15 protein-coding genes are annotated in these 14,779 nt (G+C 36.1%); 6 read left to right on the top strand and 9 right to left on the bottom strand.

Annotated features, from left to right (window positions below):
* Positions 1-74: 74 nt before the first annotated feature.
* A complete protein-coding gene (gene pepD / locus DNK85_RS04775) occupies positions 75-1,553 on the top strand; it encodes a beta-Ala-His dipeptidase (RefSeq protein ID WP_119328432.1) in 1,479 nt (492 codons plus the stop codon).
* A gap of 354 nt (positions 1,554-1,907) precedes the next feature.
* Here the strand turns inward: pepD and DNK85_RS04770 are convergent, their stop codons facing one another.
* The 6 genes from DNK85_RS04770 to DNK85_RS04745 form a co-directional block, all read right to left on the bottom strand.
* The gene (locus DNK85_RS04770) at positions 1,908-2,300 is read right to left on the bottom strand and encodes a hypothetical protein (RefSeq protein WP_235842374.1); all 393 of its coding nucleotides are present in this window, start codon (positions 2,298-2,300) and stop codon (positions 1,908-1,910) included.
* A 69-nt stretch (positions 2,301-2,369) separates the two neighbouring features.
* On the bottom strand, positions 2,370-3,869 hold the full coding sequence (locus tag DNK85_RS04765) for an AMP-binding protein (protein ID WP_119328431.1): 1,500 nt from the start codon (positions 3,867-3,869) through the stop codon (positions 2,370-2,372).
* Positions 3,866-4,447, bottom strand: a complete 582-nt coding sequence (locus tag DNK85_RS04760; protein ID WP_119328430.1) for a COG4648 family protein — start codon at positions 4,445-4,447, stop codon at positions 3,866-3,868. Before DNK85_RS04760 ends, DNK85_RS04765 begins: the two co-directional genes overlap by 4 nt.
* Positions 4,447-4,701, bottom strand: a complete 255-nt coding sequence (locus DNK85_RS04755) for an acyl carrier protein (protein ID WP_119328429.1) — start codon at positions 4,699-4,701, stop codon at positions 4,447-4,449. The genes DNK85_RS04760 and DNK85_RS04755 overlap by 1 nt, the downstream gene beginning before the upstream one ends.
* A 3-nt stretch (positions 4,702-4,704) precedes the next feature.
* On the bottom strand, positions 4,705-4,974 hold the full coding sequence (locus DNK85_RS04750; RefSeq protein ID WP_119328428.1) for a phosphopantetheine-binding protein: 270 nt from the start codon (positions 4,972-4,974) through the stop codon (positions 4,705-4,707).
* Positions 4,974-5,756 (bottom strand): lysophospholipid acyltransferase family protein, encoded by a 783-nt coding sequence (locus tag DNK85_RS04745; protein WP_235842373.1) that lies wholly within the window; start codon positions 5,754-5,756, stop codon positions 4,974-4,976. The genes DNK85_RS04750 and DNK85_RS04745 overlap by 1 nt, the downstream gene beginning before the upstream one ends.
* A 249-nt stretch (positions 5,757-6,005) precedes the next feature.
* Between DNK85_RS04745 and DNK85_RS04740 the strand changes: the two genes are divergently transcribed.
* The gene (locus tag DNK85_RS04740; protein WP_407919661.1) at positions 6,006-6,788 is read left to right on the top strand and encodes a DNA/RNA non-specific endonuclease; all 783 of its coding nucleotides are present in this window, start codon (positions 6,006-6,008) and stop codon (positions 6,786-6,788) included.
* Between the two features lie 168 nt (positions 6,789-6,956).
* On the opposite strand, the gene prmC is transcribed toward DNK85_RS04740, so the two are convergent.
* From prmC to hemA, 3 genes are read right to left on the bottom strand one after another with little or no spacing between them, the layout of a single operon-like run.
* The gene (prmC, locus tag DNK85_RS04735; protein WP_119328426.1) at positions 6,957-7,799 is read right to left on the bottom strand and encodes a peptide chain release factor N(5)-glutamine methyltransferase; all 843 of its coding nucleotides are present in this window, start codon (positions 7,797-7,799) and stop codon (positions 6,957-6,959) included.
* Positions 7,792-8,883: a peptide chain release factor 1 gene (gene prfA / locus DNK85_RS04730; RefSeq protein ID WP_119328425.1), complete on the bottom strand. Its 1,092-nt coding sequence runs from the start codon at positions 8,881-8,883 to the stop codon at positions 7,792-7,794. Before prfA ends, prmC begins: the two co-directional genes overlap by 8 nt.
* Before the next feature lie 4 nt (positions 8,884-8,887).
* On the bottom strand, positions 8,888-10,132 hold the full coding sequence (gene hemA / locus DNK85_RS04725) for a glutamyl-tRNA reductase (RefSeq protein WP_119328424.1): 1,245 nt from the start codon (positions 10,130-10,132) through the stop codon (positions 8,888-8,890).
* A 356-nt stretch (positions 10,133-10,488) separates the two neighbouring features.
* Between hemA and DNK85_RS04720 the strand changes: the two genes are divergently transcribed.
* From DNK85_RS04720 to DNK85_RS04705, 4 genes are read left to right on the top strand one after another with little or no spacing between them, the layout of a single operon-like run.
* Positions 10,489-11,862 (top strand): extracellular solute-binding protein, encoded by a 1,374-nt coding sequence (locus tag DNK85_RS04720; RefSeq protein WP_119328423.1) that lies wholly within the window; start codon positions 10,489-10,491, stop codon positions 11,860-11,862.
* Between the two features lie 3 nt (positions 11,863-11,865).
* Entirely contained in the window at positions 11,866-12,750 is an 885-nt protein-coding gene (gene ugpA / locus DNK85_RS04715; protein ID WP_119328422.1) for a sn-glycerol-3-phosphate ABC transporter permease UgpA, read from the top strand.
* Positions 12,747-13,604, top strand: coding sequence for a sn-glycerol-3-phosphate ABC transporter permease UgpE (gene ugpE / locus DNK85_RS04710; RefSeq protein ID WP_119328421.1), 858 nt, complete (start codon positions 12,747-12,749; stop codon positions 13,602-13,604). Before ugpA ends, ugpE begins: the two co-directional genes overlap by 4 nt.
* A 25-nt stretch (positions 13,605-13,629) precedes the next feature.
* Positions 13,630-14,742 (top strand): ABC transporter ATP-binding protein, encoded by a 1,113-nt coding sequence (locus DNK85_RS04705; protein ID WP_119328420.1) that lies wholly within the window; start codon positions 13,630-13,632, stop codon positions 14,740-14,742.
* The last annotated feature ends 37 nt before the right edge of the window (positions 14,743-14,779 follow it).

Here is a 14,779-nt window from a genome sequence, read left to right as displayed (position 1 = left end):
TTTGTGTTGCTTTTTTTAGTATAAGGCATCTGCTAAAATACAGCGAAATTTTTGTAGATAAAGTACAGAGTAATATGATGACAACAGCAGTAGAAATGGCAGATGAGTTAAATATTGAGACATTAAAAAATCAACCTATATGGCAATATTTTATTGAAATAACCGAGATTCCAAGACCGACTTTCCATGAAGAAAAAATCAAAGCTTATTTATTGGATTGGGCTGAAAAAAATAACTTTAAAACGAAGATTGATCAGGCGGATAATATTGTGATTTATGTACCTGCAACCAAGGGGTATGAATCACATAAACCGCTTGTTTTGCAAGCGCATAAAGATATGGTTTGTGAAAAAAACAAAGAGATAACATTTGATTTTCTAAATGATAGTTTGCAGCTAGAGCTTGTTGATGGTTGGCTTAAAGCAAAGGGTACAACACTGGGTGCTGATAATGGCATAGGCATTGCCGCAGCAATGGCAGTAGCAACAGATAAAGGTCTCAAGCGCCCAGCACTTGAAATATTAATTACCGCTTCAGAAGAAAGAGGGTTAATTGGTGCGAATAATTTAAGTAAGGATTTATTAACAGCTAATACTATGATCAATCTAGATACGGAAGGTTGGGGAGATATTTATGTCGGTTGTGCAGGGTCACAATCAGCAACAATGACATTCAAAAATGAAACAGTTGAGCAATCCTCTTTACTTAAAAGTATTGAAATTATTGTTAATGGTCTTAAAGGTGGTCATTCTGGTTTAGATATTGATAAGCCGCGTATTAATGCTGCAAAGTTTATAAGTATGATGCTTGATGAACTTGACCAAAATGATTTTTATAATATCAACGAAATCAAAGCAGGTAATCTACCAAATGCCATTCCACGTGAAGCTAAGGCTATTATTTCTTGTAAAACCGAAGATGTAGAGAAAATAAAGGAAACGTTAACCCATTATTATCTTAGTTGGTTTGATATTCACCAAAAAAATGAACCTAATTTTTCATTAACGATCAAAGAGATAGCTACTGAGAAAAAAGCACTCAATGATGATTTAAAATGTCGTTTATTAAATACTTTAACAAGCATCCATTCCGGTGTTTTAGCAATGAGTCCAGCAATGCCAAATCTGGTGGAAAGCTCAAATAATCTTTCATCAATCAAATTAAAAGATGGTGATATTGTTGTTACGGTGTATACACGCAGTGATAATAGTTTAGCGATAAATAGTTTTATGCAATCGATAAAACGCATAGCAATTCAAAATAATGCGATTTTTGATAAATCTCAGTTATCTCCTGGTTGGAAGCCAGATATGAGCTCTAAGGTGCTTAAAATTGCCAAAGAGAGCTATTTTTCACTTTATGGTAAAGAAGCTAATATCAAAGCTATCCATGCTGGTTTAGAGTGTGGTGCGATTGCCCACAAATATCCTAATATGGATATGGTTTCAATAGGACCAACGATTGAAGCTGCACATTCACCCGATGAGAAAGTAAAAGTAGACACGGTTAGTGAATTCTATCAGCTATTAAAAGCGATCTTAGAAAGATTATAGAACAGGAGAAAAAAGAGTAAGTTAAGCAATCATTGTGCAGGTGAGTCACTCTATGTGCTTGACGACATAAAGGTTATCTAAGGAGGGGAGGGAGGATGACGACTCACCTGACACATCTCTAGTATAGTCAAGGATTTTAAAAGTGTTAGTATTTTTATAAAAAAAATTAAAAATTTTTCTTAAGACTATAAAAACCTTGGAAATATAAGGTTTTCAGCATGATTAATGATGGGTATATAAAAGAAACTTAACCATTAATACCTTGCAGCGTGCTGCTGCGGTACTTGGGTTAAGTGTTGATATTAGCTTTGTGTAACATATCAAACAAACACCCCAAACTATAACCATTCATGGTTATGGATTGCTGTTTTCAGGATAAATAACCGAATTTTTATGATCATCATCCCAGATTTCTTGTTCGCTTAATGTTGTTTCAATCAACTCAATAGGTGCACCTTCTACTTCGATCATGGCAACTTTAAATCCTGTAAAAGGCTCATACGGCGCCATAATAACTTGTTGATTTTTAATGGCTTCTGCTAGATCATTGACCTTAAAAGCGACATGAACTTTAGTCTGAATAAGCGGATGCAGAGGACATCCTTCTTCAAAACGATGGTATTGAATACGAAAAGGATTATGTCCTTTAGTAGTGTACATTTTAAATGATGAGCTATAGCGTTCATCGAGATGCTTTTCAGTCGTTGGAATACCCATATGGTGGTATTGATAGTTGATGTTAGTCATGCTAGAAAATGATATTGTCTAATTTTTAGCAAATAATAATACGTTGATCTAAACTTGTAAACTTAAGTTTTAAGGTATAAATAATTGCAAAATTGCCTCATGATCGATTTTACTTTGTGAATTTAAAGGGATTTCATCACCATAGCGAAAAGATTTAGGTAATAATATTTTCTCAAACCAGTGACTTAAAAAGTGACGCAAAGTATTATTGAATGCTAAGACAGTCAGGTGCTCTTTTTGCTGTTTACCTGATAGTGATAACACAATAAAAACACCAATATATTCGCGCGATTTTTCAAGTTTTAAGGCATAACAATCATTAACCCAAGTGTGTGTTTTAAGTTTTGATTCAAGTTCAGTTAGTGATAGGCGTTTGTCTTCAAGTTTTACAATACGTCCTTTGCGTCCTTGTAAAATAAATCGATTAAGTTCAATTAATTCGATCAGATCGCCTGTATCAATAAAAGGTTCGAGAAAAGAATCAGCATAAACACGTAAGCTATGATCACCATTTTGTGTGATTCGCACATCATCAAAGCACTGCCAAAGTGGATCATTGAGTTGTTGGCGCCAAGCAATAATGCCGGTTTCACTGCTACCTAATATTTCATTAATGGTTAACTTTAAATGCTTATTTAAGCTCAGTGCTATTTCACTTTTTAATAAACTACCTGCACTGAAACAAGTAATATTAGAAAGGTTTTTTTGAAAGGTTAAACGCGATAAAAGTGCAGGGCTTGAGATAAAAATAAATTGGTGATTTGTAGTACTTAATTGAGCTAACTCCTCACTTAATTCAATTCGCTGACTATAGATAGGCTGTCCTATTAAGGAGGGCCATAGAAAATAAAAAACAAAACCATATAAATGCTGATGATGAACACTGCTAGTAACCATCTGCTCTTTATCAAGATAAAAAAAGTTATTTAAGATACTAACTTCATTGATTAAGTGTTTAAATTTCTTAGTGATTTTTTTAGGTTTTCCTGTAGAACCTGAGGTAAAAAAAATAATATCTTGGGTAAATAGACAATCATCTATTTTATCCTTAAATATATTGGCTATGACCATATTCCTGCCCACTTTGATTGTGTAAGCGTTGGCTGAGCGTAAGTCGAAGCCTCTATGAAGTGTGATTACCCTTCGACTTACGCTCAGGGCACGGTGAGCACTTGTGGGTGAATATTTAGTCTTAACCAATATATCATTGCTACTAAAATCAATTGGCTTTTTATTAAAACAAAAGCATTGTTGCGGTTCATCAAAATAAAGCGTAGCAATATCTTGGCTATTGGCAATATCATCATAAACACCATGAGTATTATTAGGAGGAAGTATAATGGATTTATGTGAAATTAATGTCGCAAAAAAACCAATATAAAAATGATAGACATCTTCGCAATATAAACTAATAGAAGTTTCTTTTTGTTCTTTTAAATAGTGAGCTAGTAGGAATATATGTTGTTTGATTTCACCAAGTTGTGTTGGTAAATTATTTTTTTTGCCATGGCAAAAAATAGTTTGATCATCTTTTGAGTGTTGAAATAAAAAATCTAAATAGTTTGTCATTTGTTATTCTTTCTCTTTATAAGAAGACGCACAATAAATTCACAAACAAAAAACACACCAATTAAAATATAAGAAATCAATCCATTATAAAGCGTCCAAATATGTAATGAACTAAACAAAGCTGTATAGCAGGAAACCAGAGCATTTAAAATAAAAAAAAGGCACCAAGCAATGGTGACTTTACGTGTGTATGCAGTTACAAAGTAGGGTAATGGTTGACGTGCTATTTTTTTAGCGAACTGATAAATAATGTTTTCTTGTGCAAATAAAGAAACAAAAAAAATACTAAAAAAAATGACATTCATAGCAACAGGATAAAGTTTAATGAACACAATATTATGAGACAACATTCCTAATGTACTAATAGCAATACCGACTCCTGAAAGTAAAAACAATGCATATTTAGGTATAATGGCATGATTGTTTGTATGACTAAAAACTGCACGTAATCCAAAGAGACAAAGAACGATTAAGCTTAATCCTTTAACTGATAGAAACTGTATGCCAAAAAAAATGAGAAATGGATATAACAGAAGAATAATAGCAATGACAAAAGTAGTTAATCTATGAAGAGACATTATTTATGATTAATTTTTTGGTCAATAATAGTGACGATATCATCGACGGTTTTAACAGATTTAAATTCTTCAGGTTTAAATTGTTTATCGGTTTTACCTTGCAAATAAACAATAAGATCCACTGCATCAATACTATCTAGATCAAGATCTTCATATAGACGTGCTTCAAGGGTAACATCTTGCGGATCAAGCTCAAATAGTTCAGCAAAAGTCCCTTGAAGTTCCTGATGAATTTGCTCTTTTGAGGTACTCATTCCTTATTCCTTGTTATTTTGTGCGGCAATAAATTGTGCCAGTGTTTTAACTGATTCAAAGTGTTTTTTAACATCGTCTGTTTCTTCGCTTAGTTCGATATTGTATTTTTTCTTAAGCGCAACCCCAAGCTCTAATGCATCAATGGAGTCTAATCCAAGCTCATTACCAAATAACTGCATATCGCTGGCAATGTCTTCAATGGTAATGTCTTCTAAATTCAGCACATTAATAATTAATTCTTTTAATTCTAGTTCAAGTAGGGCGTTGCTCATTAATCAATATGACCTTGTAATTGTTGTTGTAATATTTTTGTTAACCGTCTTGCGGCAACAGAAGGAAGTTGATTGCACTCGTTCAAAAGTGTTTGCGTATCAATAAGATTCTTAACTGTTAACGTAAAAACGGGTTTTCTCGCGGGTATTTTATACCATTTATCATTTTTTGCTAGTGTACTGGGAATACAGCTTAAATGAATAATACGAATTGGTGCTTGTGCGCGAATAGCAATTTGTGCTGCACCTCTTTTTAGTTGTATCGGTGTATTTGGAATAGAGCGTGTTCCTTCAGGAAAGATCAGTAAATTATTGCCTGCATGTAAAGTTGCTTTAATATCACTAAAAGTTTGCTCAGGGTTGATATTAGGTATATAACCTGCGCTTGATATAACGCGATGTACAAATTTATTATGCCAAAGTTCAGCTTTGACAATATTATCACAAAAGGGTAATTTAGAAACAATTGAAACATAATCAATCAAACTTGGGTGATTGGCAATGATTAATGTACCTTTATCTTGTTTTAATTGATCGAAACCAATAAAGCGATAGCGAATAAGCCCCAGGCAAGACATTGTAGCGGTAAAAAAACGAAAAGTTAAATAAATACAAAATTGTGCAATATGTTTTTTTTGCTGTTTTGAATGAATGATTTTAGCAATAAGTAATGTTATAGGAATAATCAAGTAGCCTAATAACAATCCACCAATAGCAAATAATAAAAAACAAAACCCTGTTGCAATAAGGCGCCAGAGATAGTTAATTTTCTGAAGCAACATATGTATTAGTGCGGACGAACATTTTTTGACTATTATTGATGAAATAAAGCATTTAGTCAAAAAGTCGGGGCAGCTAAATATAATCTAAATTTATGCATACTTGATCAAACTTTGTAATATTTGCTGTTGTTAGTCCATTGCTTCTCTCTTTGTTTTGCCTTACGCTATAACTCCCGCGTACAACATACATAATACATGCTAAAAAATATCCTTAAATACACAGCTGCTATTTTACTAGCAGTTTCTGCAATGAATGGTTTATTTGCAACAACAGCTAAACCAGTAGCTGATAAAGGTATAAATAAAGCCATCCCGCTAGCAGCTAATTACTGCAATGACTTTTTAAAATATGGTAACCCCGGTGGTAAAGTCAATTTATATCTTTGCCGTGAGGGTTATGTTTCTGCCTATAATTATGAGACTAAGCAACCAAGCTGGGTTGCCTATCGTTTAACAGCTAAATCAGTATCAAGCAAACTAAAACGTCATGATGAGTTTAAGCCTGACATGGAAGTGCCGGAAAAGTATCGTGCTGAGTTATCAGACTATAAGCGTAGTGGTTATGATCGTGGGCACTTGGCACCTTATGCTGCGATGGATTTTAATAAAACAAGTGCTAAGCAGTCATTTTACTTATCAAATATGTCGCCGCAGAAGAGTGGACTTAACCGTCAGGGTTGGGCGAAGCTTGAGTCTGATGTGCGTTTTTGGGCACAAATGTACAAGGAAGTCTATGTTTATACAGGACCTGTTTTCAAAAATAGCAAAACGCATAAAACAATTGGTAAAAATAAAATTTGGGTGCCAGAGTATTTTTTCAAAGTAGTCTATGCGCCAAAACAGGATAAGGCGATTGCCTTTATTATGCCAAATGCTCGAGTGGATAAGAAAGATGTTACAAAATATCGTGTATCGATCAAGGATGTAGAGCAGCGCACTGGTTTGACCTTTTTTAATACTTTACCTAAGACTCAAGTGACTGCTTTAATAGATAAAACCTCACCAATGTGGCGCACTAGCTATACGGTATAAGGAGCACAATAATGAATGATTTTGATATCAATAAGTTGCTACAGCAATCTCCTATTTAACGGCAATTGCAAATGATTCACAAGCGGTACATTAAGTATGCTGTTTCAAAGGGTGCTCTGCGACTTGCACTCAAGGCACGTACTTTTAAGTGAATGCCTAAGCTTATAATCAATTTTTTGCACTGGTTGCACGAATATGTCCATTTAAATCATGATAATGTTGGATGTTTTTATAATCATAAGTGCTAAAGATATCATGTACACTTTGAGCCTGTTGAAAGCCATGCTCAATAATCATAAAACCATTTTCTTTTAAATGTGCTTTGCCATGACAAATAATATGCTCTATATCAGCTAAACCATTATTTTTAGCAATAAGTGCAGTAGTTGGTTCATATTGATGAACATGCGCGCATAGTGCCGGATCTGATTGATCAATATAAGGTGGGTTGGAGACAATAATATCAAATTGTTCATCAGTGAGTGGCTGATACCAGTTGCCTTGCAGAAGTTTTACATTGTTTAACTGGTAATGATCTTTGTTGTAAATAGCAACTTTAAGTGCCTTCTCACAGTAGTCAATAGCAGTTACTTGCCAATCAGGTTGGGCATGAGCAAGACTTAAGGCAATTGCACCACTGCCTGTACCCAAATCAAGCACTTGCAGTTTATTGTGCTGTGTGAACTTGTTAAGAATCGTCTCAATAAGCACTTCAGTATCCGCGCGTGGAATGAGTGTGTGTTTATCAACAAGGAATTCAAGATCCCAAAAACCTTGCTTACCTGTTAAATAAGCAACCGGCTCACCTTTGAGACGCCTTGCAAATAGCTCACTAAATTGTTGAAACTCATTTTCAGTTAAAGAATTTTCTGACCAAGTGTATAAATAACTCGTTGATACTTTTAATACATGGCAAAGTAAGCGTTCAATATCAATTCGTGCGCTATTAGAAGTTGATTCAAGCTGTTTGCTATATATTGATAGAATATCTTGAATGGTTTTATTAGGCATTTTCTTCAGACATTTGCACGAGCAGATCGGCTTGATATTCGTGAATAAGTGGCTGAATAACTGAACCTAGATCACCCTGCATTATCTCTTCAAGCTTGTAAAGTGTCAGATTAATGCGATGATCAGTCACGCGCCCTTGCGGGTAGTTATAGGTGCGAATACGTTCAGAGCGATCGCCACTACCGACAAGGCTTTTACGTTGACTGGATTGCGCTTGTTGTTGTTTGTCAATTTCAGCTTGTAAGAGTCTGGCTTTAAGCATTGACATCGCTTGCGCGCGGTTTTTATGTTGTGAACGTTGATCTTGGCATTCAACCACAACGCCAGTGGGGATATGTGTGATACGAATGGCAGAATCTGTTTTGTTAACATGCTGACCACCAGCACCTGAGGCGCGAAATGTATCTATTTTTAAATCAGCGGGATTAATATCAATCCCTTCGACTTCATCGGCTTCTGGCATAATGGCGACTGTGCAAGCTGAGGTGTGCACGCGACCTTGTGACTCTGTCTCTGGTACGCGTTGCACGCGATGTGCGCCGGATTCAAATTTAAGTTGCGAGTAGACATTCTCGCCTGATATTTTGCTGATAATTTCTTTGAAGCCACCATGCTCACCATCGCTTTGACTGACAATCTCAATCCGCCAGCCTTGTGTTTCAGCATAACGACTATACATTTTAAATAAATCACCTGAGAAAATAGCCGCCTCATCGCCACCAGTGCCTGCGCGAATCTCAAGAAATACGTTAGCACCATCATTAGGATCTTTGGGCAATAATAAAATCTCAAGCTTATTAGTTAAGGTTTCAATTCGTTCTTCGGCATAATTGAGTTCTTCTTTTGCCATTTCCTTCATATCAGGATCACTTTCTTTGAGCATTTCATTGGCACTTTTGATATCTTCATGTGCTTGTTCATAGGCTTTAAATGTAGTGACTAAAGGCTCTAATTGCGCATACTCTTTGGATAAATCGCGAAATTTATTCTGATCATTGATGATCTCAGCTTCACCTAAAAGAGCTGCAATTTCCTCATGACGTTCGATTAGACCTTGTAATTTTCTTTTGATGGAGTCTTTCATTATTTTATAGTCCAGTATTTAAGCCAAAAAATTCTTCGGCTAAGTTAAGCATGTCATTGCGTCCTTCAACGGCAGCATTTCGTAATGACACGCTTGGTGTATGCAACCATTTATTTTTAACATTATGCGCAAAGCGTGCTAAAACCATTTTGGGGTCTTCGCCATTTTCTAAGCGTTTAAGGCAGCGATTGAGCTCATCATCAATCATATCTTTCGTTTGGCTACGCATTGCTTTGATTGTATTATCCGAAAGAATAGCTTTTTCCTGATTGATATAATCATCTAAGCCTTTTTCGATCCATTTTTCAGCGCGTAATGCAGCTTTTTCTCGCAAGGCTTTGTTGTTTTGAATCAGTCCTTGAATATCGTCAACGCAATAGATTGTTATGCTATCCATTTGATCAAATAGTGGATCAATCACGCGCGGCACCGATAAATCAATCAGTATTTTAGGATTTGTATTGGTTAACATGTCAGATGTCAAGATCAACTTACGGGCATTAACTGCACTGACAATAATATCAGCTTGCTTAGCAAGCTTAGGTAGTTCAGATAATGAGAAAGCCTCAGCTTGATATTCAATTGCAAGTTGTTGTGCTTTTTGTAATGTGCGATTGACAATGATAAGGCGTTTTGGAGTGAGACTAGCTAAATGTTTTACCAACAGCATAGCCGTATTTCCCGCACCGATCATAAGAATAGTTTTATCTTCAAAGTGGCTTAAGCTTTGTTTTGCTAAAGTCACTGCAGAAAAGGCAACAGAGACTGGGCATTGCCCAATATCGGTATGGAATCGCACACGTTTTGCTACAGAGAAAACCTTTTGCATTAAGCGGTTAAGATCACCTCCTAGCGTATTATTGGCAAGTGCTTCGGCATAAGCATATTTAATTTGTCCTAAAATTTGTGGTTCACCTAAAACCATAGATTCTAATCCACAACTTAAACGCATTAGGTGATGCGCAACATGAGTATCTTGGCGCACGATTAGGTAATTTTTTAAGTCCAAATCATTGCGTTTTGCCGATTGTTGCCACCAATTAATGACATGATCCAAGTGTTTTAATTCAGAAATTACGGTGTAGATTTCAGTGCGATTACAGGTTGATAAAATAAGGCATTGTTCAACGCCACATTGCTTTTTTAGCGTTTTCAAATGTTGGCCCAGGCGTTCACTATCGAGGGTAAATGCGCCACGCACATCTAAAGAAGTCTTTTTATAGTCTATCGCTAAAGAAACTAATGTCATTTACTTACCTACTTTACTTACTATTACTCTTGCCAATTACATGAGTAATTTTTATCAACACTGTTGTGTTATTTGCTTATCAAACGGCAGATAACAAGTGGCAAGGATTAGGATTGCTCATGAAATTGGTCGGTATTGTAGCATAAAAAAAGAAAAGTGCTATGGCTGGAAAAGCAACTGATGGTAGAGACTTGTCAAAGGGCCATTTAGATGAGTATTCTTGATTCATTCATAATAGAAATTGTGGATATGATCACGATCAGATTTACTTATTGTTTTCATTTGTTGTTATTGTTATATTTTTGTAACATGCCTATCAACACCTTGAGTAGTTAAATAACAAGAGAGAAATTTATATGCGCAATTTGTGCGTCGCGCTGTTATTATCCTGTGGGCTATTGTCACAGGCTTTTGCAGGAGATTTTTGGCAAAAAGCCAAGTCGGTGTTTGAGGGAAAACAACAGCAGGATGATAGAATTCATCTAGTATTATGGCATTCATTTGGTGGATCGCTAAACTATGCCTTAGATGAGATTATTAATGAATATAATCAAAGTCAGCGTAACTATTATGTTGAAGCGATTAATAAATCTAATTATCAAAATGCATTAACTGCGGCAGCAACAGCCTATCGCTCAGGTACACAACCGAATATGTTAGTATCTTATGAAATCGGTACGGCAATGATGATCTATTCAAATGGTGCGATTATCCCGCTTTATCAACTTGAAAAAATGACGGGTATTACAATTGACCAAAGTGATTTTTGGCCAGCGGTAAGCGGTTACTATAGTGTCGATGGTAAACTTGCTGGTTTTCCCTTTAATAGTTCATCACCAGTACTTTTTTATAATAAGAAGGCTTTTGCTAAAGCGGGTATTACACATCCGCCGATTACTTGGCAGGACTTAAGCAAAGTAGGTGCGAAATTGATTGAATCAGGGCAGATATGTGCTCTGACTACCGCTTATCCTTCATGGATTCTTTTGGAGGAGTTTAGTGCATGGAATAACCTTAAATTTGCCAGCGCTAATAATGGCTTTGATTCCATGAGGCCAAAGCTTATGTTTGATAATCAAACCATGGTAGATTTTCTAACGCAATTAAATGCATGGCAAGCAAAAGGAATATTTCAATATGGTGGACGCTTAGGATCAGCTGATACCTTATTTACCAGTGGTAAATGTGTAATGATTTTGCAATCTTCATCCATGTTGGCGGATTATTCCAAACTCCCAACGTTTAAAGTCGGTGTTGCAAAAATGCCCTTTTGGAAAACAAAAGATATACTCAAACCACAAAACACGATCATTGGTGGTGGTGCAATGTGGACGTTTGCATTACCCAAAAATACACCAAATACTAAAAATATATACAAAGGCGTGGCATCTTTTTACCAGTTTTTGTCACAACCTAAGATTCAAGCACAATGGGCGATGGATACCGGGTATGTTCCGGCAACCAAATCAGCTTATGAGTTAATGCAAAAAGAAGGTTACTATAAAAAAGATCCCAATGCATTGGTTGCTATTGAGTCTTTAAATAATGCACCACCAAAGCCATATACTTTAGGAATTAGGTTGGGCAATTTTCCACTGATTCGTCAGGAGAATGACTCTATGCTTGAGCGTATTTTCTCTAATCAACAAAGTGTCAATGACGCACTTGAAGATGCCGTGGATGATGGGAATAAGTTAATTAATCAATTTTACAGACAAAACAAGGTTTAATGTATGCATCATCGAGGATTTTATAAGGCAGGATGGTTGCCTTATCTATTGATATTGCCGCAACTTGTGATTACGCTATTATTTTTTATCTACCCAGCAATTCAAAGTATTATTGGGTCTTTTTATAGCAGTAATTTTTGGGGAACGGTGTCACATTTTGTTGGATTTGAAAATTATTGGACTTTGTTAAGTGATGATGATTACTTGAAATCATTTATTACTACGGCGATTTTCTCAGTCGCAGTGACATTTCTAGCGATGGGTATTGGACTGTTGTGTGCCGTACTTGTTATGCGCGTTATTCGTGGCGCTAAAATTTATAAAACCTTTATTTTATGGCCATATGCTGTAGCAACTGCGGTAACTGGTGTGTTATGGGGTTTTTTATTTAACCCTGCGGTTGGTGTTATTACCTGGGTGTTGGCACATTTTGGGGTCAATTGGAACTATTACAGCAATGGTACGCAGGCGCTCATGGTCACTATTTTTGGTGCATCATGGCAGCAGGTTAGTTACAACTTTATCTTCTTTCTTGCAGCATTGGCTGCAGTTCCTAAATCGATGCTTGAAGCAGCAGCGATTGATGGTGCAGGTCCCATAAGACGCTTTTGGCAGATTACTTTTCCGTTGATTTCGCCAACAACATTCTTTTTGTTGACAATCAATTTGGTGTACGCATTCTTTGATACCTTCGGCATTATTGCAACGATGACGCAAGGGGGACCTGCGGATTCAACCAATATTTTGGTGTATAACGTTTATGCCACAGGCTTTATCGGGCAGCAAATAGGCAGTTCATCAGCGCAATCAGTGATATTGATGCTGATTATTATCATATTGTCGGTGATTCAATTTAAATATATAGAAAAGAAGGTGCATTACGCATGATGGTAGAGAGACGTCCTGTGCTGACATTTATGACGCACGCACTATTAATACTAGGTATTGTGATTATGTTGTTGCCTATTTATGTCGCATTTGTTACGTCAACGCAATCAATCGAAACATTAAATTCAGCAACGCAAGTGATCCCAATGCTTCCAGGGCATGATTTTGTAACAAACTATCAAACGGCTTTAGTCGGTAGTAGTCAATATAATATCCCCCCGGCATTATTACTTTTATGGAATAGCTTTTTAATGGCGCTAGCTATTGCTGTTGGTAAGATCGTATTGGCGTTGATATCGGCGTATGCCGTGGTTTATTTTAACTTTAGATTTAAGATGTTATTTTTTTGGGCGATTTTTCTAACATTAATGTTACCTGTAGAAGTACGCATCGTGCCGACCTATGACATTATCGTCAATTTAGGGATGCTTAATACATTTGCCGGATTAACCTTGCCATTAATTGCTTCGGCAACGGCAACTTTTATGTTTCGTCAATTCTTTATGACAATTCCACGGCAATATGCGGAAGCCGCAGCGATCGATGGCGCCGGTCCTATTCGTTTTTTTATCGATGTTGTATTACCACTATCTAAAACCAATATTGTTGCACTGTTTATTGTGATGTTTATTTATGGTTGGAATCAATTTTTATGGCCGCTTATTATTACATCAAGTGATCAAAGTTTACATACGATTGTTATGGGACTGATGCAAGTTGCTGATACATTAGGGCAGATCCCTAATTGGAACTTCATTATGGCAGAGGTTATGTTAGCAACGGTTATTCCTGTATTAATTGTCATAATTATGCAGCGTTGGTTTGTCAAAGGTTTAATGGAAACAGACAAGTAAAATAAATAAGAGTAAGTAGAGTTTTATGAGTTATTTAGTTTTAGAGAATGTCATCAAATCGTATGGTAAGACGGAAGTTTTACACGATATTAACTTAGCGATTGAGTCCAGTGAATTTATTGTTATTGTTGGTGAATCAGGTTGTGGTAAGTCAACATTGTTAAGAATGGTCGCAGGGCTTGAAAATACATCTTCAGGAAAAATCAGCTTATGTGGTAATGACATTACACATAAAGAGCCAAAAGAGCGTGATATTGCGATGGTGTTCCAAAATTATGCACTTTATCCACATATGAGTGTTTTTAATAATATTGCTTATGGTTTAAAAGTAAGAAAGGTAGCCAAAGCAGAAATCCACAAACGCGTTCAAGAAATCGCTATGCTTCTAAAAATTGATCATTTACTTGATCGTAAACCAGGTGAGTTATCAGGTGGTCAACGTCAACGTGTGGCAATGGGGCGCGCGATTATCCGTAATCCAAAATTGTTTTTATTTGATGAGCCACTATCAAATCTTGATGCCAAGCTAAGAGTAGAAATGCGTCTTGAGATTAAGCGTTTGCAGCAGAGACTTGGAATTACCAGTTTGTATGTGACGCATGATCAAGTCGAAGCAATGACAATGGCAGATCGCATTGTTGTGCTAAATAAGGGTTATATTGAGCAATTTGCAACACCAAAAGAAATTTATCAAAAGCCACAGAGCACATTTGTCGCAGGCTTTATTGGCGCGCCAGCGATGAATTTCCTAAATGCTAAGGTCACTGAGCAAGGCATTATGTTGGATGATGGTGGCATATTGCCATTGTTATTAAAAGAAGATAATCACTTAGGCCGTGAAATTATTATTGGTATTCGACCGGAGCATATTGTATTAAAAGAGCTAAATGATGATATCGATTTAAGTATTGTTGTTGATATGATTGAGCATTTAGGTGGTGAGACGCTTATTTATGGTTTTGTGGAAAAATCTGAGGCAAGAATTACTGTTAAGATTGATGGATATTGGCAAGGTAATGTTGATCAAGTAATAGATTTACATGTTAAAAAAGAGCATCTTCATGCTTTTGATCAAAGTACAATGAGACGGATCGATTTAAATAGGGCAATAGATCTGGCTGAAGAACCATCATTTTGATTGATTACTAGATCGCATTTCAATCAAAGCCACAAAA

Source organism: Cysteiniphilum halobium (genome assembly GCF_003574425.1).
Taxonomy (GTDB): Bacteria; Pseudomonadota; Gammaproteobacteria; order Francisellales; family Francisellaceae; genus Caedibacter; species Caedibacter halobius.
Note: the sequence above shows the minus strand (reverse complement) of the source record. Positions and strands in the feature narration are given on the sequence as shown.